The sequence below is a fragment of the Quatrionicoccus australiensis genome (assembly GCF_020510525.1).
In the GTDB taxonomy this organism is placed as follows: domain Bacteria; phylum Pseudomonadota; class Gammaproteobacteria; order Burkholderiales; family Rhodocyclaceae; genus Azonexus; species Azonexus australiensis_B.
The window spans coordinates 2,520,206-2,544,786 of record NZ_CP075188.1 but is presented as its reverse complement, the minus strand read 5'-3'; the positions used below and the strand labels follow the sequence as shown (position 1 = coordinate 2,544,786).

Below are 24,581 nucleotides of genomic sequence, written 5' to 3'. Positions count from 1 at the left end.
CTCACAGCCGTTCGAAGATGCCGGCCGCACCCATGCCGGTGCCGATGCACATGCTGACCATGCCGTACTTGCCGCCGGTGCGCTGCAGGCCATGCACCAGCGTGGCGGTGCGGATGGCACCGGTTGCGCCGAGCGGATGGCCCAGCGCGATGGCGCCGCCGAGCGGGTTGATCTTGCCCGGATCGAGCGGCACATCCTTCAACACGGCCAGCGCCTGCGCGGCGAAGGCTTCGTTGAGCTCGATCCAGTCCAGCTGGTGTTCAGCGATGCCGGCCAGCTTCAACGCCTTGGGGATCGCCGCGACCGGGCCGATGCCCATGATTTCGGGCGGCACACCGGCTACGGCAAAGCTGCAGAAGCGGGCCAGCGGTACCAGGTTGAACTGCTTGAGGATCTTTTCCGAAACGAGCAGCACCGCTGCTGCACCGTCCGACATCTGCGAGGCGTTGCCGGGCGTCACCGAGCCCCTGGCGTGGAACACCGGTTTCAGCTTGGCCAGGCTCTGCAGCGTCACGTCGGCGCGTGCGCCTTCGTCATGCTCGGCCAGGCGCTGGCGATGTTTGACCTCGCCGGTTTTCAGGTCGGGCAGATACTCGTCGACCAGATATGGCGTGATCTCGGCCTTGAAGTGGCCGGCATCGATCGCTGCGCAGGCCTTCTGGTGCGAGGCGTAGGCAAAGGCATCCTGTTCCTCGCGGCTGATGTGCCATTGCTCGGCCACCTTCTCGGCGGTCAGGCCCATGCCGAAGGCGATGGCCCGCTGCTCGTCGTGGGCGAACACGCCTGGATTGACCACCACCTTGTTGCCCATCATGTTGGTCATCACCGTCATCGACTCGGTGCCGGCCGCGATCATCACATCGGCCTGGCCGAGGCGGATCTGGTTGGCCGCATCGGCCACCGCCTGCGAACCGGACGAGCAGAAGCGGTTGATGGTAATGCCCGGCACGTTGTTCGGCAGCCCGGCCAGCAAGACGCCGATGCGGGCGACGTTCATGCCTTGTTCGGCTTCCGGCATGGCGCAACCGACGATCACGTCGCCGATCAATGCCGGGTCCAGCCCCGGCGCCTGCGCCATGACACTCTTGAGGACGTGGGCCAGCAGGTCATCCGGCCGCACGTTGCGATACATGCCCTTGCGCTTGGCGACCGGGGTACGGGTCACGGCGACGATATAGGCGTCCTGAATCTGTTTGTTCATTGTCTGTCTCCGCCGTCTCAGTTACGCAGGGGTTTGCCGGTGTCCAGCATGTGCTTGATGCGTGCCTGGGTTTCCGGGGTTTTGAGGAGTTCGAGGAATTGCCGGCGTTCGACGGCCAGCAGCCAGGCTTCATCGACCAGGCTGCCGTATTCGACTTCACCGCCGCACAGGGCAACGGCGACGGCGCGGGAAACGCGGTAATCGTGGGCCGAAATCATGCCGCCTTCGCGCATGTTGATCAGTGTCATCTCCATGCTGGCGATACCGGCCCGACCGGCCACCGGAACGCCGCGCGCCGGGACCGGCGGGACATAGCCGGCATCGGCCAGCAGGCGGGCTTCCTTGAGGGCAACAAAGAGCAGTTCGCGGGCATTGAACAGGAGTGTGTCGCCGGCCTTGCCGAAGCCGAGATCGATCGCTTCATGCGCGCTCTTGCTGGTCTTGCCCATGGCCACGGTCATGAAGGTTGGCGACAGGTTGCCGAGCACTTCGCCCGAAGCGCCGGACTGTGCCGCCCAACGGGCCGCGCGCAGCGCCAGCTCCTTGCAGCCGCCGCCGGCCGGGATCAGCCCGACGCCGACTTCGACCAGACCGAGATAGCTTTCCAGCGCCAGCACGCGCTTGGCGGCGTGCATGGCGAACTCGCAACCACCACCGAGCGCCATGCCTTGCACGGCAGCCACGACCGGCAGTTGCGCATACTTGATGGCCATCGTCGCCTGCTGGAACTTGCTCACCGTCTGTTCGAGGCGATCGAAATCACCGGCCACGCAGGCATCGCTGATCTGTTTGAGATTGGCGCCAACGGCAAAGGGCGCGTCGTGCCAGATGACCATGCCATCGAGACTGCCGGCTGCCTGCTTGAGTGCAGCCAGTACGCCGTCGAGGACTTCGTCGCCGATGGCGTGCATCTTGGACTTGAAGGAAATGATGCCAATGCCGGCGTCGACCGTTGGCAGCGTCCACAAACGGACACCGTCGTTCTCGAACAGGGTTTGGCCGCTGCTCTCCGGCAGGGCCAGGGTTTCGCCCAGCAACAATTCCGGGAAGAGCTGACGGCCATAGACCGGCAGGGTCGAGCGCGGCACATTGTCCTGGCGGCTGGCCGACCACGATCCGGCCGGGCCGTGCACACCTGTGCGCTCCTTGGCCATCACCCAGGCCGGCAGCGGCACGCTGCTCATGGCCTTGCCGGCGGCGATGTCGGCGGCAATCGCCTGTGCCGTTTCGGCCCAGCCGGCGGCCTGCCACAGTTCGAACGGCCCCTGCCCCCAGCCGAAGCCCCAGCGCAGCGCGAAATCGACATCGCGCGCATTGTCAGCGACGTTTTCGAGTTGCACGGCGCAGTAGTGGAACAGGTCGCGGAAGATGGACCACAGGAATTGGGCCTGCGGATGGTGCGAAGTGCGCAAGGCGCTCAGGCGGGCCGCCGGGTCGCTCATCTTGAGCATGGCGTCGACTTCCGGCGCCAGGCTGTCGTCGCTGTCACGGTAATCGCCGCTGGCCGGATCGAAGACCTGAATGGTCTTGCCCAGCTTGCGGAAGATGCCGCCCTTGGTTTTCTGGCCGAGCACCCCTTTGGCGATCAAGTCATCAAGCCAGGCCGGGACATTGAAGTGGCCATGCCAGGGATCGCCCGGCAGGGTGTCGCGCATGGTCTTGACGACATGGGCCAGGGTGTCGAGACCGACGACATCGCCGGTCCGGAAGGTGGCGCTCTTCGGACGCCCGATCTTCGGACCGGTCAGGCCGTCGACGGTATCCAGGCCGAGGCCGAAGGCAGCCGTGTGATGCATGACCGCGAGAATCGAGAAGATGCCGATGCGATTGGCGACGAAGTTCGGCGTATCGAGGGCACGGACAACGCCCTTGCCGAGGCGCGAGGTCAGCCAGGTTTCGAGATTGTCGAGGGTGGCCGGATCGGTGCTGCGGGTGGCGATGATTTCGACCAGCGGCATGTAGCGCGGCGGGTTGAAGAAGTGGATGCCGCAGAAATTCGGACGCAGCGCCTCCGGCAGGCCTTCGGCCAGCGCATTGATCGACAGGCCGGAGGTGTTGGAGGCGATGATGGCGGTCGACGGCAAAAACGGGGCAATTCTGGAATAAAGATCGTTCTTCCAGTCCATCCGTTCAGCGATGGCTTCGATGACCAGATCGCAGCCGGAGAGCAGTTCCAGATGTTCCTCGTAATTGGCGGCGTCGATGTACTGCAGCTTGTCGCGCGTGACCAGTGGCGACGGTTGCAGACGCTTCAGGCCATCGAGCGCCTTCTTGACGATGCCGTTCTTGTCACCTTCCTTGGCCGGGAGGTCGAACAGCACCACCGGCACGTTGGCGTTGGCGAGGTGGGCGGCAATCTGCGCTCCCATGACGCCAGCACCGAGAACGGCCGCTTTATTAACGACTAGTTTCATTGCTGATTCTCCTGAATCACGTTATCAGGCCAGTTGCTCACGCATGGCCTTCTTGTTGAGCTTGCCGACGCTGGTCCGGCTCAGGCTGTCGACAAAACGAACCTGCTCGGGCACGGCAAATTTGGAAATATGGCCTTCCTCGGCAAAGCGCAGGACATGCTGCTTGATGTCGTCGACCGTCGCCGTGTGTTCGGCGCGCAGGACGATCATGGCCAGCGGCCGCTCGCCCCATTTGTCGTCCTTGATGCCGATGACGGCGACTTCATTGACCGCCGGATGCTGCGAAATGACGCTCTCCAGTTCGAGCGAGGACACCCATTCGCCCCCGGTCTTGATGACGTCCTTCAGGCGGTCGGTGACGGTCAGCATGCCGCGCGGATCGAGGGTGCCGATGTCGCCGGTGTGCAGGTAGCTGCCGGCCCACAGGTCTTCCGAGGCGTCCGGGTTGTGCAGGTAGCCTTGGGTCAGCCACGGGGCGCGCACGACGATCTCGCCGGTCGCCTTGCCGTCGCGCTCGACATCAAGCATTTCGGCATCGACCGTATGCAGATCGACGAGCGGAATGGTGTAGCCGGTCTTGATGCGTTCGGTCGCCTCGGCCTCGGCATCCGGCAGCTCCTCGCGGACATGCGCGATGGTCAGGATCGGGCAGGTTTCCGACATGCCGTAGCCGGTGAAGACGTCCATACCCCGCGCCAAAGCGGCTGCAGCCAGGCCCTTGGGGAAGGCGGCGCCGCCGATGATCATCTTGCAGCGCGACAGGTCGATGTTCTCGCCGGCCTTGTTGCTCAACAGCATGTGCAGGATGGTCGGGACGCAATGCGAGAAGGTCACGCTTTCCTTGGCTATCAGCTGCAACAGCATGTCCGGCGTGTAGCGGCCGGGATAGACCTGCTTCAGGCCGAGCATGGTGGCGACGTAGGGCATGCCCCAGGCGTGCACGTGGAACATCGGCGTGATCGGCATATAGACGTCGTCGCGATGCAGCCGGCCCTGTCCGGCTGCAGTGCCGAGCGCCGTCGCGACGCCCAGCGTGTGCAGCACGAGTTGCCGGTGGCTGAAATAGACGCCCTTCGGCAGGCCGGTGGTGCCGGTGGTGTAGAAGGTCGTGGCGCGGGTGTTTTCGTCGAAATCGGGGAAGTCGTAGCTGGCCGGTGCCGCCGCCAGCAGGGCTTCATATTCGCCGGCGTAGGGCACCTTGAAACTGCTCATCGTCGCGCCGTCGTCGCTGATCAGGACGAATTTCTTCACCGTTTCGAGCTGGTCCTTGATGATCGCCAGGGTCGGGATGAATTCAACGTTGACCAAGACGATGTCGGCCTTGGCGTGATTCAGTGTGTACAGTATTTGTTCTGGCGAAAGGCGCACATTGACGGTCTGCAGCACGGCACCCATCATCGGTACGGCAAAGAATGCTTCAAGGTAGCGATGGCTATCCCAGTCCATGACAGCCACGGTATTGCCCGGGGCGATGCCCAGGCCGGACAGGGCATTGGCCAGGCGGCCAATGCGTTCAAAGAACTGGCGATAGGTATACCGGCCAAGATCGCGATAGACAATGCTCTGATCGCCTGCACTGGCGACGGCCGAGTGCAGCAATTGCTTGATCAGCAGCGGGTAGGTGTATGCCGAGGGCGTAACCTCGATGGTGCTTGCGGGCATCGCAGTCTCCTGTATTTTTGGTATGGAACAGGGAGACTAGTGCCCGGAAAATTAAATTGCTGCCAGAGGTTTCCGGAGTGTCTGTAGGAAAAATCTGAAATAACGCGTCGTGCTCAGTCGGTAATGCCGTGTTCGAGGCAATAGCGAATCAGTTCAGCGTTGCTTTCCAGGCGTAACTTGGCCAGTAGCCGGGTTCGGTAGGTGCTGATGGTCTTGACGCTCAGGCTCAGACGAAGCCCGATGGCCGTCAGTGACGTGCCTTTGACAATAAGACGCAGGATTTCCCATTCACGTTCAGTCAGTTCCCGATGCAAGGGAGCATCATCGTGCTTCCTCAAGCCGGCCAGAATCCCGCCTGACAAGCCCGGCGGCAGGTAATACCCCCCGCCTGCTGCAATGCGGATCGCAGAAAGAAGTTCATCGGCATCCCTGTCCTTGGAGAGGTAGCCGTTGGCACCGAGTTCAAGTGCAATCGGGGCATATTGATCTTCCGGATACATCGACAACATGATGACCGGTTGCTTGGGCCACTCCGCGCGGATTCTCCGCATCGTTTCCAGACCACTGCGCCCACCCATGTTGATGTCGAGCAATATCAGGCTGAAAGAACGCTGCCTTAACTGCTCGACAACCTCCGGGCCATTGGCGGCTTCGGCCACAATGCGCATATCCTGTTCATCTGACAGCAAGCGTCGCACACCACTTCGAAATATGGCGTGGTCATCGGCCATAAGGATTTCAATCATGACGCTCTTCCAGTGGGATACTCATCTGCAGGCATGCTCCTCCCCGTTCACCCCGCTCGACCGTCAGACTGCCGCCGAGTTCGCGTGCCCGTTCTGCCATGCTGAGCAGGCCTATGCTCTTGCCGGTTGGTGTCGAGTTCGAGATTCCGCGACCGTTATCCTTGATTTCCAGTTTTAACTGACGATCAATGGTGTACAGCCTGACATGCACATGCGTTGCATTGGCATGCTTGGCAATATTGGTCAGCGCTTCCTGGCAGATGCGATACACGGCCGTTTCTCGCGGTTGTGACACGACCTCATCAAAATCCTCGACCGTCAATTCGCTGGCAATTTCGGTTCGTTCCGAAAACTGGCGCAGGGCCGCCCGCAAAGCCGCGGGTAGACCAAGATGGTCAAGCACGCCGGGGCGCAGGTCTTCGGAAATGCTGCGAACGGTATCGATGCTTTCCTGCGCCAGCGCCAAAAGATCGGCAACGATGTTCTTTAATTGCGGGTTCTCGGTCTTGCGGGCAATGCGCTGTACGTCCAATTTCATCGAGGTCAGCATGCCCCCAACCACGTCGTGCAACTCCCGGGCGATTCGTGTGCGTTGTTCCTCGCGGGCCGTATTGATGTATTCGGCCAACTCTCGAAGACGCTCACGCGAGATTCTCAACTCTTCCTGCTGGAGAACCTGCTCACTGATGTTCACCCCGACGCCAACCACGGCTGGCTGCCCACGATATTGCAGATTGGAACCATGAACGTCGAGCGTAACCGGGAAACCAAGCTTGTGTTTCCCGACCGTTGTATAACGAATGCTGGGAACCTCTCCGCTGACCCGTCGGTGAAAGTTACGAATGGTCTCGTCCTGCAACTCCGGGACCACCGCCTGGCGCAAATGCATCCCTGTCATTTCCTCTGGCGTATAGCCCAGCATGCCGGAGAAAGTCGCGTTCACATAGACGAATACCTCGTCTTGAATTACATAGATGCCAGCCAGTGATTGTTCGACGATTCCGCGAAAAGGAATATCAAGGTCTTTGGACATTGCCCTACCAGAGAAAGCACGCGCAAAAGTTTCGACGCCTCCAACTACCAGCCCAAGGAGGGCAATCAGAATAGTTGAGAACTGGTTTTGTGCGCTGGAATGACCAGCGACATAGCGTTACTTCAGATTTTTCCTACAGCAGCCCTGAGTATCGCATTTATGCTGCGGTGGATGATTCGTTTGAGCGGCTTTTCTGGATCAGTTGTTCGCCATGGGCGGGCGCGGCGAGGGGCATGGGGCAGGGAGCGAGGAGGGCGCCGCCATTTTACGCTGCCCGCTTCGCGCGCCTTGTTGCCGGCCGGGTTCGCCTGATTAATCGAGGCTCAGGCTGACTGGCGGTTCGATGCTGACTTCGTCGCAGTTGTTGCCCGGTCCCGATCGGTCGACCACCAGAAAATCGCCAATTTCATTGAGCGCGAGCAGCGGGTGATGCCAGACGCCGGTTGCGTAATTGACGCCCTGGCCGGGTCGGGCGAGGAAGGCGCGCAGGTCGTCCGGGCCGGGTGCCGGGCCGGGGCGGGCGACGACGACCAGGTAGGGCTGGTTGCCGAGCGGCATGAAGGCCTGCGAGCCGAGCGGGTGGCGTTCCATCATGCTGACGGCGAAGGGCAGCGAGCGCGGCTGGCCGCGGAAGATGCTGACGATCAGCTTGCCGTCCGGGCCGGGGTCGAGTCTGGCCAGATCGTGGTAGCGCTCGGTGTTGCCGGCGTTGATGGAAATCGGCATTTTTGCGGCGTCGACCGCCATGACCTCGCCGAAGGGGGCGAAGGCCGCAGCGGTCAACGCTTCCGGAACGAGCTTTTTCACCAGGCCACCTTGCCCCACAGGCGCAGGCGCGAGACGCCGCCGTCGGGGATGATGTTGAGGCGCACATGCGTGACCGGGCCGAGGTCGGCGAGGTTGCCGCTGAAAGTGTGGATGGCGTCCATCGAGAGCTTCTGTTCGCTGATCAGGAAGGGCCAGAACATGCTCTGCGTGATCACCGACTGGTCGGTACCGCCGTCCATGCGTGCCGCCTGCAGCGAGAAGCGGTCGGGGTAGTTGCCCTTGAAGTGGGCGGTGTCGACTTCGATGCGCTCGATCAGGCCGGGCGTGCCCAGTTGCAGGATGCACCAGTCGTTGCCGGGTTCGCGCCGGCGCCGGGTTTCCCAGCCGTCGCCCATGTTGATGCCGCGCCCCGGCGCGATCAGGTTGGCGGCGCAGCCGAAGTGGGCGTCGTTCCAGGCCACGGCGCGGCCGCCGTTTTCCAGCGCGACGAGGTCGTAGATACGTTCCGGCTCGTTGGCATCGAAAACGCCGACTGGCTGGCCATAGACGCGCAGGCGGGCGATGCCGCCGTCCGGGTAGATGTTCAGGCGCAGGTGGCTCCAGGTGTCGGTGCTGCTGATTTCGAGCAGGTGATGGCTGTTGCCCGACAAGGTCGTGGACGGCAGGATGCGCGTCCAGCGCGCGTTGGCGAGCACGGCGGGGTCGTCCGATTCGCAGTCGGTGGCGTCGATCGAGATGGCCGGCGCGAAGTTGCCGGTGAAGTGGCTGGTATCGACGTCGAAGCCGCGCACGATGCCGCGCCGGCCGAGCTTGACCAGGCTCCAGTCGTAGCCCGCGGTACGCTTGCGACGGGTTTCCCAGCCGTCCATCCATTTGCCGTTGGCGTCGTACTTGCCGGGGATGAACACCGCCGGTTCCGGGTTGAGCAGGCGTTCGAGCGGCGCGAAGAATTCGTCGCTGGCGGCAATGGCGCGCGCGCCGATGCGGGCGTCGGCGAGGTTCACCGAACGGGTCGCCCAGTCGGGCAGGGTGGCGGGGGCGGAAACGATGGGCGCAGCGTCGCTCATAGTGCGGAGTCCTTGCGGTATGGGTGGGTGGCGATCCAGTGGCGGGCGATGTCGAGGCGGCGACAGACCCAGACCCGGTCGTGTTGTTCGATATGGTCGAGGAAGCGTTGCAGCGCCAGGAAGCGGCCGGGCCGGCCGAGCAGGCGGCAGTGCATGCCGATCGACAGCATCCTGGGCGATTCGTCGCCTTCGGCGTAGAGCACGTCGAAGCTGTCTTTCAGATACTGGAAGAACGGGTCGCCGTGGCTGAAACCCTGCGGCAGGCAAAAGCGCATGTCGTTGGTGTCGAGCGTGTAGGGCACGATCAGGTGCGGCACCGGCGTGCCGTCGCTCTTCGTGACCTCGGTCCAGAAGGGCAGGTCGTCGCCGTAATAATCGCTGTCGTAGAGCAGTCGACCGTCGTCGGCAACCAGGCGGCGCGTGTTCGGGCTGTCGCGGCCGGTGTACCAGCCGAGCGGGCGCTCGCCGGTCATCTGTTCGATGACTTCCAGCGCCAGGCGCATGTGTTCGCGTTCGACGGCTGCATCGACGTTCTGGTAGTGAATCCAGCGCCAACCGTGGCAGGCGATTTCGTGGCCGAGTTCGACGAAGGCGGCGGTCAGTTCCGGGTGGCGTTGCAGCGCCATGCCGACGCCGAACACGGTGAGCGGCAGGCCGCGCTTCTCGAATTCACGCAGGATGCGCCAGACGCCGACGCGCGAGCCGTATTCGTAGATCGACTCCATCGACAGGTGGCGTTCCGGGTAGCTGGCCGGATTGAACATCTCGGAGAGAAATTGCTCGGAGCCGGCGTCGCCATGCAGCACGCAGTTCTCGCCGCCTTCTTCGTAATTGAGCACGAACTGCACGGCAATCCGGGCATTGCCGGGCCAGGCGGCATGCGGCGGGTGCGCACCATATCCAATCAGATCGCGCGGGTATTCGGTTTTGCGTATATGGCTCATAGCTGCCTCCAACTATACTGCGGCCCATTCTTTTTTCTCGGGAATGCACCATGGAAAATACCCCCGCCAGCCCCTACCGCGACGATATCGTCATCTCCTGGCCGGAACTGCATCGCGACACGCGTCTGCTCTGCCATCAGTTGCTGGAAAAAGGGCCGTTCAAGGGCATCATCGCGATCGCCCGCGGCGGCCTGATCCCGGCCGCACTGGTTGCGCGCGAACTGGAAATCCGCCTGATCGACACGATCTGCGCTTCGAGCTACGAAGCGGCGGTCGACGACAGTGCGCAGACCATGCGCAAGGAAGTCAAAATCCTCAAGGGCATCGAGCACGACGGCGAAGGTTTTCTGCTTATCGACGACCTGGTCGATACCGGCAATACCGCGCGCGTCATCCGCAAACTGCTGCCCAAGGCCTATTTCGCAACCCTCTATGCCAAGCCGCAGGGGCGCGAGGTGGTCGATCTCTGCGTCAAGCAGTTCAGCCAGGACAAGTGGATCTACTTCCCCTGGGATATCGACTACCAGTTCGTGCCGCCGATGAAGAAGCATCGCGCCGCTCCGTAATCAGCGGTAACCGCCGGCTACCCAGGCGGCCAGCTTGGCGCGTTCGGCATCGGTCATCGCGGTGATGTTGCCGAGCGGCATGGCCTTCAATTGCACGGCCTGGGCCAGGATGCGCGGGCCGTTGGCGCGGATGGCGGCCGGGTTGTCGAGCAGCACGCCGGCCGGCGCGGCCGGCATCAGCGTCGGTGCGGTGGCATGGCAGCCGGCACAGCGCGCCGCGATGATCGGCTCGATGTCGGCCAGCTGCGGTGCGCTGGCTGCCGAAACGGCGAGTGGCGCCGGTGCCAGCCAGACGAAAACGGCAAGCAGGATGGCGCCACCGGTCAACGGGTATTGCCAGGCAAAAATGCCCTTGTGCTTGAGATTGAAGAAGTGGCGGATCAGTACCGCGGCAAGCATGATCGCCGCCAGCACCAGCCAGGCCTGCGGGTGGTTGTAGGTGAAGGCGTAGTGATTCGAGATCATGCAGAACAGCACCGGCAGCGTCAGGTAGTTGTTATGCACGCTGCGCTGCTTGGCCCGCTGGCCGTGGATGGCGTCCGGCACCTCGCCGCGCTGCATGGCGGCGACCGTGGTTTTCTGGCCGGGAATGATCCAGAAGAAGACATTGCCGCTCATCGTTGTCGCGATCATCGCGCCGACATGCAGGAAGGCGGCGCGCCCGGAAAGCAGGTGGGTCAGCGCATAGGCGACGGCAACCACGAAAATGAAGTAGAGCGCCGCGAAGAGCAGCAGGCTGCGCTTCATCAGCAGCCGGCACAGGCCGTCGTAGACCAGCCAGCCACCGGCCAGCGTCGCCAGGCCGACGCCGATTGCCTGGCCCGGCGTCAGCGCTGCCTTGGCCGGATCGACCATGTAGGTCGCGGCCTGCGAGTAATAGAGCACGCCGAGCAGGAAGAAGCCGGTGATCCAGGTCGAGTAGGACTCCCACTTGAACCAGTGCAGGTCGTCCGGCAGGTTCTTGGGCGCGACCAGGTATTTCTGCGGGTTGTAGAAGCCGCCGCCATGCACCGCCCACAGTTCGCCGCCGACGCCCTTGGCGATCAGGTCGGGATCGCTCGGCGCCTTCAGCGTGTTGTCTAGCCAGACGAAGTAGAACGAGGAGCCGATCCAGGCGATGCCGACGATCAGGTGCAGCCAGCGCAGCAGCAGCGAGCCGATTTCGATCAGGTAGGCGCTGTCCATCAGCTGCCCCGGTAGGTCGAGTAGGCCCACGGCGAGACGAGCAGGGGAACGTGGTAATGGCTGGCCGCATCGGCGATGCCGAAGGCGAGGCTGATCCGGTCGAGGAAGGGCGGCTCGGGCAGCTCGGTACCCAGGGCGCGGAAGTAGTCGGCGCTGGCGAAGACCAGTTCGTAGCAGCCCGGCGTCAGCGCTTCGCCTTCAAGCAGCGGCCGGTCGAAGCGGCCGTCGGCATTGGTCGTGCCGGCGACGAGTTGCGTGCGCGCGGCGCCGTCGATGCGGTACAGCGTGAAGTGCATGCCGGCGGCGGGCAGGCCGTTGGCGGTGTCGAGTACATGCGTGGTCAGGCGCCCCATGGGCTTCTCCGGAAACGGAAATGGCGATGGGGCGATTATAGGAAGCCTCGGCCGCCGGCGGGTTTATAAAGGCTATCGGGTTTTCCAGATGAAGGCCGGTTTGGCGCCGCTGCGCCCGGCGATATATGAAAGCGCGCAAGATCGTTATATTGCCCGGCGGCTTGCTGGAAGGGGGGCGACCTCCGTAAGCTAGGCCAACGTTCAACTGCCTTCCTTTCCCCATGCTCGAACATCTGACCATAGACAGTCTTTCCCGCCTCGATCGCGCCAGCTTCATGGCTGCCGTCGGTGCGGTCTTCGAGCATTCGCCCTGGGTCATGGAAAGGGCCTGGGAGCGGCGCCCCTTTGCCAACCGTGCGGCGCTGCTTGAGGTGTTGCGTACGGTGCTGGCCGAGGCCGAACGCGGCGAACTGCTCGCCCTGATCAATGCCCACCCGGAGCTGGCCGGCAAGGCGGCAGTGCGCGGCGACCTGACCACCGATTCGGCGCGCGAACAGGCCGGGGCCGGGCTCAATGCCTGTACGCCGGAGGAGTTCGCCAGCATCCAGAAATTGAATTCAGCCTACCGGGAACGATTCGGCTGGCCCTTCATCATCGCGGTCAAGGGACTGGGGCGGCAGGAAATCATCGCGGCGATGGCGGCACGTCTGACGCGCCGGCCGGAAGATGAATTCGCCGAAGCGCTGGCGCAGATCCTGCGCATAGCCAGCTTCCGTCTCGACGACCTGATTTTCGCCGAATAAACCCGGTCGACCGCGTCGACCGGGGCAAAATCAGGCCAGGGCGCGCTTTTTTGCGACCGGGGCGGCGGACTGGACGCTGTCGCTCTTGTTACCGACGCGTTCGCGGATGACATCGACGATCTGCTCGCGGAACCAGCGGCATTCCTCGGAATGGTGCGAACGGTCGTGCCAGAGCAGGTAGAAGCGCATCTTGGGGAACTCAAGCGGCGATTCGGCGAAGCACAGATCGCCCAGCGAGCAGCAGTGCTCGGCAAAGATGCGCGGTGCCGAGAAGATGATGTCGTTCTGCAACAGCACGTAAGGCACCAGATTGAAGTAGGGCACGCTGGCGACGATGTTGCGCTTCAAGCGTTCGCGCGCCAGCTGCATGTCGATGACGCCGCGCTGACCGACCGCGTAGGGCGTCGGCACCAGGTGCTCGGCATTCAGGTAGTCGTCCTGGGTCAGCTTGTGGCCGGCCAGCGGGTGATCCTTGCGCATCAGGCAGACGACGTCGTCGTCGAAGAGCGGTGCCAGGCGCAGGTGCTCGGGCGGCTGCGGCCAGTTGCCGATGACGGTGTCGAGTTCGCCCGATTCGAGGGCGCGGGCGTAGTCGTAATCCGGCCCGAAGGAATGCAGCACGACCTGCGAATTGGGCGCCAGCTTGCGCAGGCGGGCGACGATGTTGCCAATCAGGATGGCATTCAGGTAATCCGGCGTTGCGATGTTGAAGACGCGCTTCGACTTCATCGGATCGAAGCGTACCTGTTGCAGGCCGATCGCCTCGATCTGGGCGAGCGCGATCTTGACCGGTTCGAGCAGCGACTGGCCGCGCTCGGTCGGCGTCATGCCATTGCGGCTGCGCACCAGCAACTGGTCGCCGGTGATGTCGCGTAGGCGACGCAGCGCGGTACTCACCGCCGGCTGCGACTGGTTCAGGCGGCGGGCGGCGTTGGAGACGCTGCATTCGGTGAGCAGCGCATGCAAGACCTGCAGCAGATGCACATCGATGGATTCCCAGGAACAAGTCGTTGCCATTATTTTTCCCCTCTGACGATTCGGCGTTGATAGCTGACTAAAGCAATAAACGCGCCTCGTCGTCTGCTGACCGAAAAGTCAGCAATCCAGGCCGGATCGGGGTTTCGGCTAACTCGACATGCTCTTTTTGCGCACCGCTTTTGCGCACTGAAAGCTGTATGCGCCCCAATTCGATGCCTGGTTTTGTGTCGACCGTTGGGAGTTTGATTTTTTTTCGAACTGACTGGAAATGCCTTGAACGCCAGAAAGTTCATTGCGTTCAAGAATGTTAAGTATTAATGTTGTGAGTAAATTTACTCAGTATCGTAAAAATGTTATTTGAACGTAGTCAAATCAATACCCTGCGTAGCCGGCTCAGTGAGCAGCCGCGCTTCATGATCGTTGTCGCCGGCCCTCGCCAAGTTGGCAAAACCACAATGGTCCGGCAGGCCTTGTCTGAGTATCGGGAGCGATCCAGTTTCGTCGCTGTCGATCAAGCGGGTCCGGAAGCACTTGATCCTTTCAACGATACAAGTAGTTTCTCCGTGGCACAGAGCGTAGCTGGGGCGCCACCAACCGCCGAATGGCTCGTGCGGCAATGGAATCAGGCGCGGGCAAACGCAAGAAATCTCTCTGAGGGCGAACGCTACGTCCTGGCTATCGACGAAATTCAGAAAATTCCCCGTTGGTCCGAAATTGTCAAAGGCCTGTGGGATGCTGATCGCGCCGAGAATCTGCCGCTCCACATCGTCTTGCTCGGTTCGTCACCCTGGTTGATGCAGAAGGGCCTTACCGAAAGTCTGGCGGGCCGCTACGAGCCCATTCGCATGGCGCACTGGTCTTACGGAGAGATGCAGGCTGCGTTCGATTTTTCTCTGGACGAGTACATCTACTTTGGTGGCTATCCCGGTAGCGCGAGCCTGATCAGGGAGGAAACACGCTGGCGACATTATGTTCGTACGGCCCTGATTCAGCCGAATATCGAAAAAGACATTCTGCAAATGACGCGGGTCGACAAGCCTGCCTTGCTGAAAGCGCTGTTCGAGTTGGGATGTGGTGCCTATTCCGGCCAAATCATTGCCTACGACAAATTGCGTGGCCAATTGGCCGATGCCGGAAATACGACGACGCTGGCTCACTATCTTGAGCTGCTCTCCATGGCCGGCTTGCTAAGCGGCTTATCAAAGTTTGCCATGCAGGCATTCCGCAAACGGGCCTCCAGTCCGAAGCTGAACGCCCACAACACCGCCCTTATTTCGGCATTGGCCGGATATTCCTTTGCCGAAGCAACCGCAGATCGGAGCTACTGGGGGCGTATGGTCGAAAGTACCGTCGGCGCACATTTGATCAATACCGCTTCGGAAGATTGCGAAATCCAGTACTGGCGGGAAAGCCCGCTCGAAGTCGATTTCGTCCTCACCAACGGTAGAAAGATCCTTGCCATCGAAGTCAAAAGCGGTGCGAAATATGCAGCCCCCAAGGGACTGGAGGTTTTTACCGGGAAGTTCAAGGATGCTCGCAGCTTGATCGTTGGTGAAGGCGGTGTTCCCTTGGCCGAATTCCTGTCTCATCCCGCCGATGATTGGCTGGAGTAAGAAGAATGTTGCTCATCCCGCGTCATGTTTCCCGAATCTCTGACGATGCAGCCAGGCTGGCTGAAAATCCGATTTGCCTCTTGCCCGAGCTTCGCGACCAAGGAGCATGGGTTTTACTGGGTGAGCCGGGTGCAGGGAAGACCGAAGTATTCAAGATGGAAGCCTCAGAGACAGAAGGTCTCTATATCTCCATCGCCAAATTTTTAAGCGATGATCCCGACCCGGCTTGGCAAGGGAAAACCTTGTTTCTCGATGGTCTGGATGAGACGCGCGCCAGTGGCGGCGACAGCAGCATCTTGTTGAAAATCCGGGGTCATCTGAGAAAGCTCGGCAACCCCAAATTTCGTATCGCCTGTCGTGCGGCCGATTGGTTCGGTTCAACGGACAGTCAGGCGGTGAGCGATGTGTCGCCGGATGGTCGCCTCGGGGTCTTTGTTCTTCAGCCCCTGAGCCCGGAGGAAATTCAGGAGATTCTGAAGCTCAACCACGACATTGCCGATCCCGAAGATTTTGTGAACAAGGCAAGTGATCGTGGCATCAACGGTTTGTTGAACAATCCCCAGACGCTACGCCTGCTGGCAGAGGCCATACGTGACGGGCAGTGGCCGATTACCCGTGAGGAAACCTTCAGGCTGGCCTGTCGGAAATTGGCGGAAGAGGATGCCAAGCCACATCGGGATTGCCTGCGCGGCCAGGCGATTTCTGTCGAGCGCGTTCTGGAAGCTGCCGGCCAACTCTGTGCCGTGCTGCTGCTCTCCGACAAGGCCGGCCTGGCGCTCGATATCGAGCGCGCCGACTCAGGTTTCCCGCTGATTGACGATTTTTCCCCGCCCGATTTATCAGTGGCGCGCCTGGCCGTGAGGCGAAAACTGTTTCGTTCTGCCGACGCCGAAGAGCGGGTGCAACCCAGTCATCGAAGCGTTGCCGAATACCTGGCGGCGCAATGGCTGGCAAAACAAATCGATCAAAGCGGTCTACCGCTGCGGCGGGTCATCAATCTTTTCGTCGGGCGCGACGAACGGACGGTTGCCGGCTTGCGTGGCCTCTACGGCTGGTTGGCGCTGCATTGCCAGACTGCCCGCCAACGCCTGATCGAGGCCGATCCTCTGACCGTGGTGGTTTATGGCGACGTCAAACCCATGTCATTGGCCGACAAGCGCAAGTTGCTTGCCGGCCTGCAAGAAGAGACAAAACACCATTTCATCTCGCGCCGAGAAGTTCCTTCCATGGCCTCCTTTGGTGCGCTTGCCGAGCCGGAGCTGGTCCCTGAATTTACCAATGCCCTGCTGTCGGAGCAGCGTGACGATGCAAGTCAGTACTTCGCCTATTGCGTGTTGGACATCCTTGGCGAAGGTGAGCCCATTCCCGAATTGGCGGCAACCCTCAAGGCTGTTGTCCTTGATGACAGCCGCTGGAGTGGAATCAGAAGCCATGCGCTGAGAGTCTGGTTGAAATTGTCGCCGGCAAGCGCAGAGGCGCTGGCCGTGCTGGACTCGATCAACGAGCATAGGCTGACGGATTCTGATGACGATCTGGCTGGCGAGTTGCTCAGTCATCTGTATCCTGACTATATCGCACCCGATGTGCTGTTTCGTTATCTGCACGCGCCCAAGAAGCGTGACTACATCGGTGGGCTTGCAAGCTTCTGGGGATATAAATTAGCTAGCATCGCTCCAGACTTGCATTTGCTTGTTTTGCTGGATCAGCTTGCTACTAGGACAGATCTGGTTGTCTCCGATAAATACGACTTCAGCTTCTATTGCCGAAAAATGCAGGGTGCCTTGCTCTGCCGGGGCCTGGAAATATTTGGCGACGAGATCGATGATGAACGGTTGTTTGCCTGGCTAGGAATCGGTGCTGACAAGTATGGCGAGAGCCACAGGGAAAAAGAGCATCAGGCTGTCATTGCCGATTGGTTGGGAAAACGTCCCGAACGTTACAAGGCAGTGCTTGCTCTTTGCTACAAACATTGTGCGGCGAAAGATCAGGTGCGTTCTTGCATTTTTGCACAGGAGCATCGTTTGCATGGCGCTGTCGTGCCGGATGATTTCGGACTTTGGCATCTGGAATTGGCATCCCGGGAGCCAAATGTCGAGCTTGCCGAGATTCACGCCATCGAGGCCGTACAAGCACTGATGTTTGAGCGTGGTCATGTTGGTCTGTCGCTGGAAAAGCTCGAAGCATGGGCTGAAGCTAATCCGCAGAAAAAGGACTGGCTGGAGCGAATGCTGACTTGCGAAATACAGGAGTGGCAGCGGGATAGCTCAGCCAAAGCCAGAGTTCGCAAGCTTGAACATGCAGAAAAAAAACGAAAACGCGCTATTGATTTGTCCAAGTACTTGTCGGCGATTCAGGATGGCAGTGCCGCGCCCGGTATCCTGTATGAGTTGGCAGGGGTCTGGATGGATCACTACTACGATACCCATGGAAAAACGCACCAGGAACGCTTCGACAGTTATTGTGATAACGGCTTGGAAGCGCTGGAGGCAGCCGAGTCTGGTTTCGTGGCGAGTCCCCTTCGCAATGATTTGCCCAGTGTTGCCGAAATCGTCGACCTCGGTATCAAACAGCGAGAACACTACATCCGTAAACCCTGCCTGATCGGCATGGAGTTGCGCTGGCAGCAAGGTGTTTCTCTCGTCGATACGCTCGGCGACGACTGCCTGCGTCGCATGCTGGCCTTTCGCCTGACTTATGGCGCAGACAATACGCCGGCATGGTTTACCCACCTGGTACAGACGTGTCCCGAATTGGTGGCCGAAGTGCTGGTCGTTTATGCCGGCGCCACCCTGAAAGCCCGCCAGGATTTCATCTACGGCATCTATCCACTGGCGCACGATCCAATCTACCGTGGCGTCGCAGAATTGGCCGGGCCGCCCTTGTTGGCCGGCTTTCCCGTTCGTGCCAAATCGACCCAGTTGTCGCATCTCGAATATCTGCTGAAAGCGGCTGTACGCTATACCCCTGTTCAGCTACTGGTACTGGTCGACCATAAGCTGGCCGTCAAAGGCATGGATGTTGCGCAGCGGGTTTACTGGCTGACGGCGGCCATGCTGCTTGATCCCCCGAAATACGAATCGGCGCTCTGGCGGTATATCGGTAAGAACTGGCTAAGGGCCAATCATCTGTGTGTCTTTCTCAGCGAGCGTTTTGCGGGTATCAGCAATGACTATCCGCTCTCGCCAGTGAGCATCGGCAAACTGATCGAACTGCTCAGTCCACATGCCGATTTTGAACGCCGCTCGGGAGTGGTCAGTAGCACCATGCAACGTGGCGAAAATATTCTGGCCATGGTGACCCGTCTCGGCGCACTGGCAACCGATGAAGCCGAGCGGGAAATCGAGCGGCTGCTTGCTTTGCAGTCATTGAGTAAATTGAAACATGCACTGCTCGATGCACTGCACCAGTTGAAGTTGAAGCGGCGCGAGTTGCTTTATCGTTTCCCCGAACTGGCAAGCGTGGCGCGGATTCTGGCCAATCGTGAACCGGTCAATTCCGCTGATTTGGCGGCCCTGACGGTCGACTATCTGGAGCAAATTGCGCTTGGGATTCGCAACGACAACGATGATGGTTTTCGGGACTTCTGGAATGTTGAAAACAAGAAGCCGAGCGGCAAGCGGGAGGAAAATTATTGTCGCGATGTTTTGCTGAGGAGGCTACGCGCTTCTTCCGCAACATTCGGCGTCGATTGCCAACCCGAAGGCGATTACGCCAACGACAAGCGTGCAGACATCCGCTTGTCGTATCGCAATGACTTTGAAGTGCCCATCGAAATCAAGCGTGACGATAACCGCTCGTTATGGAGCGCATTGCGTAGCCAATTGATGAGCCAATACACCACTTCGCCAAAAACCTCGGGTTACGGTATTTATCTTGTGCTCTGGTTTGGCAAGAGTGATTTCCCGCCAGCCAGGGATGGCGGGAAAAAGCCAAGCTCGCCGGGCGAGTTGCAGGCCCGCCTCGAAGCGCAACTTGATCCTGAAGAGCGCCGGCGGGTTTTTGTTCGGGTGCTGGACGTCAGTTGGCCGAAATAGTGCTGGGTCGATAGCGGCCACTCTCCCGACTTAGACCGCCAAAGCCTGGCGCACGCCGTCCTGCGGCATGGTTTCACCGCGGCCGCGCATGATGAATTCGCCGCGTTCCATCAGCAGGTACTGGTCGGCCAGGGCTTCGGCAAAATCGTAATACTGCTCGACCAGCAGAATCGCCATTTCGCCGGTGGCGGCGAGCATGCGGATGGCGCGTTCGATGTCCTTGATGATCGACGGCTGGATGCCTTCGGTCGGTTCGTCGAGGATGAGCAGTTTCGGACCCATGGCCAGGGCGCGGCCGATGGCGAGCTGTTGCTGCTGGCCGCCGGAAAGGTCGCCGCCGCGGCGGTGCATCATCTGCTTGAGAACCGGGAACATCTCGAAAATGCGCTCGGGAATCTTCGTGCCGCCCGGCTTGGTGGCGAGGCCCATGAGCAGGTTTTCCTCGACGGTCAGGCGCGGGAAGATCTCGCGGCCCTGCGGCACGTAGCCGATGCCGGCCTTGACGCGCTCGTGCGGTGGCAGGTTCGTGATGTCCTTGCCGTCGAAAGTGATGCTGCCGGATTTGGTCTTGACCAGGCCCATTAGCGATTTGAGCAGCGTCGTCTTGCCGACGCCATTGCGGCCGAGGAGGGTGGTGACTTCGCCGGTTTTGACCTCGAAGGAGAGGCCACGGAGGATGTGGCTGCCGCCATAGGCTTGGTTTAGGGTGTCGATTTTCAGCATGGTGGGGTTCTCCGGCTCAGGTATTTTGTTCGCGTGGTTTTTTGCTTGTAGTCTCGGCTACGGTGGGGTTTGTGCTCGTTTTACGTTGGGGTTCCGCCTTGCGGGCGGGCGTACTTTCTTTTGCTTCGCCAAAAGAAAGTAGCCAAAGAAAAGGCGACCCCCGGGTCGGCGCCGGGCGTTGCCCGGTCCCTTGCGCTACTCGGCTGTCCGGGCGGCTTGCTAAACTCGCCTGCGGCTCGGACAGACGCAAGCCGAAACCCCCGGCCAGCCTGCGTTGCTCAGCGCCTCCCAGGGGGATCCGAAAGGCGTCGCCGCCGAACCGGTGGAGATGGTTTTTGGTCGTTTTTAGCGGTCGACCGCTAAAAAGCGGCATTTTCTGTTCCTGGGCAGAGCCGTCGTTTCGTGACGTTTTTGGGGGCCCCATGAGAGGCGCTGAGCAACGCAGAAAACGGCGGAAAGAGGGCGAGGACTGTCTGAGGGGCGTAGCCCCGAGTTCCGCAGCCCCCGCCGGTTTCGAGTAGCGCAAGGGACCGGCGAAGCCGGCGCCGACCCTGGGGTCGCCTTTTCTTTGGCTACTTTCTTTTGGCGAAGCAAAAGAAAGTACGCCCGCCCGCAAGGCGGAACCATCACGCGAAACAAGAGCCGCAACGTCCGCAAGCGAGACGCCCCGCAAGGGCGAACCATCGCGAAATCCGAATCGCCGGAACGACATGGCAAAACCGGCCATTTCCATCGGTCGACCGGTCGAAAACGGCAAAAACCCCTCAGCGTCCAAGATAAACCTCAATCACCCGCTGATCATTCTGCACCGTCGCCAGATCGCCCTCGGCCAGCACCGAGCCTTCGTGCAGCACAGTCACCAGCCCGCCCAGCTTCTCGACAAACGCCATGTCATGCTCGACAACAACCAGCGAATGCTTGCCAGCCAGCGAAACAAACAACTCCGCGGTCCGCATCGTCTCGTCATCGGTCATGCCGGCAACGGGTTCATCCAGCAGCAACAGCTTCGGTTCCTGCATCAGCAGCATGCCGATCTCCAGCCACTGCTTTTGCCCATGCGACAACAGTCCAGCCTGCCGATCCGCTTCCTTGTCCAGCCGGATCAGGCGCAGGGTTTCGGCGATGCGATCCCGCTCGTCTCCGGCCAGCCAGGCCATCAGGCTTTTCCACACCCGCTTGTCGGTTTTCATCGCCAGTTCGAGGTTCTCGAAGACGGTGTGCTGCTCGAAGATGGTCGGTTTCTGGAACTTGCGGCCGATGCCGATGTGGGCAATTTCCGGTTCGGTCAGGCGGGTCAGGTCGATGGACTGGCCGAAGAAGGCCTTGCCGGAATCGGGCCTCGTCTTGCCGGTGATGACGTCCATCATCGTCGTCTTGCCGGCGCCGTTCGGGCCGATGATGCAGCGCAGTTCGCCGGCGTTGATTTCAAGGTTGAGGTTGTTGAGCGCCTTGAAGCCGTCGAAGCTGACGGTGATGTCTTCGAGGTAGAGGGCGACGCCGTGCGACAGGTCGAGCTCGCCGGTGACGACGTGGCCCATCTGGTCGGCGCCGTCGCTGCCCTCGGGGCGGTCGTCTTGCCAGGTTTCGAGGGTGTTCATGCGGCGGCTCCTTTGCGGCTTTCGTACTTTTCCATCAATTTCTTCCACAGGCCAACCAGGCCTTGCGGCAGCATCAGCGTCACGACGATGAACAGCAGGCCGAGGAAGAACAGCCAGTATTCGGGGAAGCTGACGGTGAACCAGCTCTTGGCGAGATTGACGACGAAGGCGCCGATGATCGGCCCGATCAGCGTGCCGCGCCCGCCGACCGCGACCCAGATGGCGATTTCGATGGAATTGCCGGGCGACATTTCGGACGGGTTGATGATGCCGACCTGCGGCACGTAGAGTGCGCCGGCGATGCCGCACAGCACGGCCGAGATGACCCAGATCGTGAGCTTGTACCAGAGCGGGTTGTAGCCGATGAACATGACGCGGCTTTCGGCATCGCGGATGGCGGTCAACACGCGGCCGAACTTGGATTTGACCAGCCAGGCGGCGAAGAGCAGGGTCAGCGCGAGGGCGATGGCGGTCAGGCCGAACAGCACCAGCCGGGTTTCCGATGAGGTGATCGTGTAGCCGAGCAAGCGTTTGAAGTCGGTGAAACCGTTGTTGCCGCCGAAGCCGGTTTCGTTGCGGAAGAAGAGCAGCATCGCGGCGTAGGTCAGGGCCTGGGTGATGATCGAGAAATAGACGCCCTTGATGCGCGAGCGGAAGGCGAAGTAGCCGAAGACGAAGGCGACGACGGCCGGCACCGCCATGACCAGGAAGGCGACCCAGCCGAAGCTGTCGCTACCGAGCCAGAACCAGGGCAGTTCCTTCCAGTCGAGGAAGACCATGAAGTCCGGCAGGTCGGCGCCGTAGCTGCCGTCGCGGCCGATCTGGCGCATCAGGTACATGCCGAAGGCGTAGCCGCCGAGCGCGAAGAACAGCCCGTGGCCGAGCGACAGGATGCCGCCGTAGCCCCAGATCAGGTCCATCGCCACGGCGACCAGCGCGTAGCACATGATCTTGCCGATCAGCGTGATGGCGTAGGTTGAGACGTGGAACGCGCTGTCTTCCGGGAAGTTGAGGTGGAGGACCGGGACGACGACTAGCGCGAGGGCGAGGAAGATGCCGAGGGTGATCCAGCTCTTTTTGTCGAGGGAGGACAGGATGCGGAGGGTGAGGGGCTTACGCATGGTAGCTCCGGGTGAGGGTGAGGTGAAAGGCAAACCCCTCCCCGGCCCTCCCCTTGTCAGGGGAGGGTGAGGTGGTCAATTCACCGCCGGCGCACTCCCCCCCTGACAAGGGGGGGCAGGGGGGGGTTGAGGTGTTGCGCGTGTTCATGACGTTTTCAGCCTTACTCGACGAAGCGACCCTTGAGGGCGAAGATGCCCTGCGGCCGTTTCTGGATGAAGATGATGATGCAGACGAGGATGCTGATCTTGGCGATGACCGCCCCGGCCCAGCCTTCGAGCAGTTTCGAGAAGATGCCCAGGCCGAGCGCCGCCCAGACCGCGCCGGCGAGTTGCCCGACACCGCCGACAACGACGACCATGAAGGAATCGACGATGTAGCCCTGGCCCATGTCCGGACCGACATTGGAAATCTGCGACAGCGCGACGCCGCCCAGCCCGGCGATGCCGGCGCCGAGCGCGAAGGCCATGGTGTCGATGCGCGAAGTCGGCACGCCAACGCAGCCGGCCATCGGGCGGTTCTGCGTCACGGCGCGGACAAACATGCCGAGGCGCGTCTTGTTCATCAGCACCCAGACGAGGAAGAGGACGAACATCGCAAAGCCGACGATGATGATGCGGTTCCACGGCAGGATCAGGTTGGGCATGATTTCGATGCCGCCCGACATCCAGCTCGGGTTCGACACTTCGACGTTTTGAGCGCCGAACAGCACGCGCGCCGACTGGATCAGCACCAGCGACAGGCCCCAGGTGGCGAGCAGGGTTTCCAGCGTGCGGCCGTAGAGCCAGCGGATGACGGTGCGTTCCATGATCACGCCGACCAGCGCGGCGGCGAAGAAGGCGACCGGGATGGCGGCCGGCAGGTACCAGTCGATGGCTTCCGGAAAGTAGGCGCGGAACAGCGTCTGCATGCCGTAGGTGGCGTAGGCGCCGACCATCAGCAGCTCGCCGTGCGCCATGTTGATGATGCCCATGACGCCGTAGGTGATGGCCAGGCCGAGCGCGCCGAGCAGCAGGATGCTGCCGAGCGACAGGCCGGAGAAGGCGCGGCCGACGTTCTCGGCGATGGCCAGCCGGCTGTCGATGGCCTTGACCGCGGCGATGGCTTCGTAGCGCACCTTGTCGTCGGGCTCGCCGGCCTTTTCGGTAAGCGGCAGCAGGACGCTCTTGATGGTGGGCGACGAGGTTTCGGCCAGCGCCTTGACCGCGGCGAGGCGGGCGGCCGGGTCGGCGTTGGCGAGATTGGCCTGGGCGTAGGCCAGGGTGAGCAGCGCCTTGATCTCGGCGTCGCTTTCCTTCTCCAGCGCCCGCGCCAGCAGCGGCGCCATTTCCGGTGTCACCTGGCTTTGCAGTTTCTGGGCCGAGGCGAGGCGGACGCCGGCATCGGCATCGAACAGCTTGAGCGCGGCCAGCGCGCTGGCCAATTCGCCGCGAATCCGGTTGTTGACCGTTGGCGACTCCGGGCTGGCCGGCATTTTGACCATCTCGCCGGTGGCGCCGTCGAACGCCTTGTCGCCTTCAATGATGACGACCTTGTCGCCGGCCAGGAACAGGCTGTCTTCGGCCATGGCCTTGAGGACGCGCACGGCGTCCGGGTCGGCGGTCTGGGTCAGTTGCCGGATGGCGGCGACTTTTTCGCTGGAGTCCTCGGCCGCCAGCTGGCGAACCTGCGCCGGGTCCAGCGCAGCCCAGGCCGGCAGCGTGCCGGCGCAGAGCAGGAGAGTGAAAAGGATTTTGGTCATCAACGTTCCGTTCGCAATTGTTGCGGTGCAGCGACAGATTACGGACGGGACGGCGGATCAGGAATACGGCGAATTGCGTAGGGGGGAGGATGG

The 24,581-nt window shown here is 61.4% G+C and carries 19 protein-coding genes; 4 read left to right on the top strand and 15 right to left on the bottom strand.

Annotated elements, in window-relative coordinates:
- Window position 1: 1 nt before the first annotated feature.
- The 8 genes from KI612_RS12255 to puuE form a co-directional block, all read right to left on the bottom strand.
- Window positions 2–1,201 carry an acetyl-CoA C-acyltransferase gene (locus tag KI612_RS12255; RefSeq protein ID WP_226440364.1) on the bottom strand — a complete coding sequence of 400 codons (1,200 nt, stop codon included), beginning with the start codon at window positions 1,199–1,201 and terminating at the stop codon, window positions 2–4.
- Between the two features lie 17 nt (window positions 1,202–1,218).
- Window positions 1,219–3,615 carry a 3-hydroxyacyl-CoA dehydrogenase/enoyl-CoA hydratase family protein gene (locus tag KI612_RS12250; RefSeq protein WP_226440363.1) on the bottom strand — a complete coding sequence of 799 codons (2,397 nt, stop codon included), beginning with the start codon at window positions 3,613–3,615 and terminating at the stop codon, window positions 1,219–1,221.
- Window positions 3,616–3,639: 24 nt separating this feature from the next.
- Entirely contained in the window at window positions 3,640–5,277 is a 1,638-nt protein-coding gene (locus KI612_RS12245; RefSeq protein ID WP_226440362.1) for a fatty acid--CoA ligase, read from the bottom strand.
- 113 nt (window positions 5,278–5,390) lie between these two features.
- Window positions 5,391–6,023 carry a response regulator gene (locus tag KI612_RS12240; protein WP_226440361.1) on the bottom strand — a complete coding sequence of 211 codons (633 nt, stop codon included), beginning with the start codon at window positions 6,021–6,023 and terminating at the stop codon, window positions 5,391–5,393.
- Window positions 6,016–7,056, bottom strand: coding sequence for a PAS domain-containing sensor histidine kinase (locus tag KI612_RS12235; protein WP_226440360.1), 1,041 nt, complete (start codon window positions 7,054–7,056; stop codon window positions 6,016–6,018). The genes KI612_RS12240 and KI612_RS12235 overlap by 8 nt, the downstream gene beginning before the upstream one ends.
- 312 nt (window positions 7,057–7,368) lie before the next feature.
- Window positions 7,369–7,863, bottom strand: a complete 495-nt coding sequence (locus KI612_RS12230; RefSeq protein WP_226440359.1) for an ureidoglycolate lyase — start codon at window positions 7,861–7,863, stop codon at window positions 7,369–7,371.
- Window positions 7,860–8,891: an allantoicase gene (gene alc, locus KI612_RS12225; RefSeq protein WP_226440358.1), complete on the bottom strand. Its 1,032-nt coding sequence runs from the start codon at window positions 8,889–8,891 to the stop codon at window positions 7,860–7,862. Before alc ends, KI612_RS12230 begins: the two co-directional genes overlap by 4 nt.
- Window positions 8,888–9,835, bottom strand: coding sequence for an allantoinase PuuE (gene puuE, locus KI612_RS12220; RefSeq protein WP_226440357.1), 948 nt, complete (start codon window positions 9,833–9,835; stop codon window positions 8,888–8,890). The genes alc and puuE overlap by 4 nt, the downstream gene beginning before the upstream one ends.
- Window positions 9,836–9,885: 50 nt before the next feature.
- Here puuE and gpt point away from each other — a divergent pair, with 50 nt between their 5' ends.
- Window positions 9,886–10,401, top strand: a complete 516-nt coding sequence (gpt, locus tag KI612_RS12215; RefSeq protein ID WP_226440356.1) for a xanthine phosphoribosyltransferase — start codon at window positions 9,886–9,888, stop codon at window positions 10,399–10,401.
- On the opposite strand, the gene KI612_RS12210 is transcribed toward gpt, so the two are convergent.
- Window positions 10,402–11,586, bottom strand: coding sequence for a urate hydroxylase PuuD (locus KI612_RS12210; RefSeq protein WP_226440355.1), 1,185 nt, complete (start codon window positions 11,584–11,586; stop codon window positions 10,402–10,404).
- Window positions 11,586–11,939, bottom strand: coding sequence for a hydroxyisourate hydrolase (gene uraH, locus KI612_RS12205; protein ID WP_226440354.1), 354 nt, complete (start codon window positions 11,937–11,939; stop codon window positions 11,586–11,588). Before uraH ends, KI612_RS12210 begins: the two co-directional genes overlap by 1 nt.
- Window positions 11,940–12,160: 221 nt before the next feature.
- Between uraH and uraD the strand changes: the two genes are divergently transcribed.
- Window positions 12,161–12,682: a 2-oxo-4-hydroxy-4-carboxy-5-ureidoimidazoline decarboxylase gene (uraD, locus tag KI612_RS12200; RefSeq protein WP_226440353.1), complete on the top strand. Its 522-nt coding sequence runs from the start codon at window positions 12,161–12,163 to the stop codon at window positions 12,680–12,682.
- Between the two features lie 30 nt (window positions 12,683–12,712).
- Here the strand turns inward: uraD and KI612_RS12195 are convergent, their stop codons facing one another.
- Window positions 12,713–13,699 (bottom strand): LysR substrate-binding domain-containing protein, encoded by a 987-nt coding sequence (locus KI612_RS12195; RefSeq protein ID WP_226440352.1) that lies wholly within the window; start codon window positions 13,697–13,699, stop codon window positions 12,713–12,715.
- A 311-nt stretch (window positions 13,700–14,010) separates the two neighbouring features.
- Here KI612_RS12195 and KI612_RS12190 point away from each other — a divergent pair, with 311 nt between their 5' ends.
- Both KI612_RS12190 and KI612_RS12185 read left to right on the top strand, forming a co-directional pair.
- Entirely contained in the window at window positions 14,011–15,273 is a 1,263-nt protein-coding gene (locus tag KI612_RS12190) for an ATP-binding protein (protein WP_226440351.1), read from the top strand.
- 5 nt (window positions 15,274–15,278) lie between these two features.
- On the top strand, window positions 15,279–19,307 hold the full coding sequence (locus tag KI612_RS12185) for an NACHT domain-containing protein (RefSeq protein ID WP_226440350.1): 4,029 nt from the start codon (window positions 15,279–15,281) through the stop codon (window positions 19,305–19,307).
- Between the two features lie 30 nt (window positions 19,308–19,337).
- Here KI612_RS12185 and urtE read toward each other — a convergent pair whose 3' ends face one another.
- The 4 genes from urtE to urtB form a co-directional block, all read right to left on the bottom strand.
- Entirely contained in the window at window positions 19,338–20,030 is a 693-nt protein-coding gene (gene urtE / locus KI612_RS12180) for an urea ABC transporter ATP-binding subunit UrtE (protein WP_226440349.1), read from the bottom strand.
- A 764-nt stretch (window positions 20,031–20,794) separates the two neighbouring features.
- Window positions 20,795–21,568 (bottom strand): urea ABC transporter ATP-binding protein UrtD, encoded by a 774-nt coding sequence (gene urtD / locus KI612_RS12175; RefSeq protein WP_226444234.1) that lies wholly within the window; start codon window positions 21,566–21,568, stop codon window positions 20,795–20,797.
- 56 nt (window positions 21,569–21,624) lie between these two features.
- Window positions 21,625–22,749 carry an urea ABC transporter permease subunit UrtC gene (gene urtC, locus KI612_RS12170; RefSeq protein ID WP_226440348.1) on the bottom strand — a complete coding sequence of 375 codons (1,125 nt, stop codon included), beginning with the start codon at window positions 22,747–22,749 and terminating at the stop codon, window positions 21,625–21,627.
- Between the two features lie 161 nt (window positions 22,750–22,910).
- Window positions 22,911–24,488, bottom strand: a complete 1,578-nt coding sequence (urtB, locus tag KI612_RS12165; protein WP_226440347.1) for an urea ABC transporter permease subunit UrtB — start codon at window positions 24,486–24,488, stop codon at window positions 22,911–22,913.
- Window positions 24,489–24,581: the final 93 nt, after the last annotated feature.

Excerpts from the sequence above, each read along its gene's own strand:
- KI612_RS12255 (WP_226440364.1), bottom strand. The coding sequence starts at position 1,201 with ATGAACAAACAGATTCAGGACGCCTATATCGTCGCCGTGACCCGTACC.
- KI612_RS12250 (WP_226440363.1), bottom strand. The coding sequence starts at position 3,615 with ATGAAACTAGTCGTTAATAAAGCGGCCGTTCTCGGTGCTGGCGTCATG.
- KI612_RS12245 (WP_226440362.1), bottom strand. The coding sequence starts at position 5,277 with ATGCCCGCAAGCACCATCGAGGTTACGCCCTCGGCATACACCTACCCG.
- KI612_RS12240 (WP_226440361.1), bottom strand. The coding sequence starts at position 6,023 with ATGATTGAAATCCTTATGGCCGATGACCACGCCATATTTCGAAGTGGT.
- KI612_RS12235 (WP_226440360.1), bottom strand. The coding sequence starts at position 7,056 with ATGTCCAAAGACCTTGATATTCCTTTTCGCGGAATCGTCGAACAATCA.
- alc (WP_226440358.1), bottom strand. The coding sequence starts at position 8,891 with ATGAGCGACGCTGCGCCCATCGTTTCCGCCCCCGCCACCCTGCCCGAC.
- puuE (WP_226440357.1), bottom strand. The coding sequence starts at position 9,835 with ATGAGCCATATACGCAAAACCGAATACCCGCGCGATCTGATTGGATAT.
- gpt (WP_226440356.1), top strand. The coding sequence starts at position 9,886 with ATGGAAAATACCCCCGCCAGCCCCTACCGCGACGATATCGTCATCTCC.
- KI612_RS12210 (WP_226440355.1), bottom strand. The coding sequence starts at position 11,586 with ATGGACAGCGCCTACCTGATCGAAATCGGCTCGCTGCTGCTGCGCTGG.
- uraH (WP_226440354.1), bottom strand. The coding sequence starts at position 11,939 with ATGGGGCGCCTGACCACGCATGTACTCGACACCGCCAACGGCCTGCCC.
- uraD (WP_226440353.1), top strand. The coding sequence starts at position 12,161 with ATGCTCGAACATCTGACCATAGACAGTCTTTCCCGCCTCGATCGCGCC.
- KI612_RS12195 (WP_226440352.1), bottom strand. The coding sequence starts at position 13,699 with ATGGCAACGACTTGTTCCTGGGAATCCATCGATGTGCATCTGCTGCAG.
- KI612_RS12190 (WP_226440351.1), top strand. The coding sequence starts at position 14,011 with ATGTTATTTGAACGTAGTCAAATCAATACCCTGCGTAGCCGGCTCAGT.
- KI612_RS12185 (WP_226440350.1), top strand. The coding sequence starts at position 15,279 with ATGTTGCTCATCCCGCGTCATGTTTCCCGAATCTCTGACGATGCAGCC.
- urtE (WP_226440349.1), bottom strand. The coding sequence starts at position 20,030 with ATGCTGAAAATCGACACCCTAAACCAAGCCTATGGCGGCAGCCACATC.
- urtD (WP_226444234.1), bottom strand. The coding sequence starts at position 21,568 with ATGGGCCACGTCGTCACCGGCGAGCTCGACCTGTCGCACGGCGTCGCC.
- urtC (WP_226440348.1), bottom strand. The coding sequence starts at position 22,749 with ATGCGTAAGCCCCTCACCCTCCGCATCCTGTCCTCCCTCGACAAAAAG.
- urtB (WP_226440347.1), bottom strand. The coding sequence starts at position 24,488 with ATGACCAAAATCCTTTTCACTCTCCTGCTCTGCGCCGGCACGCTGCCG.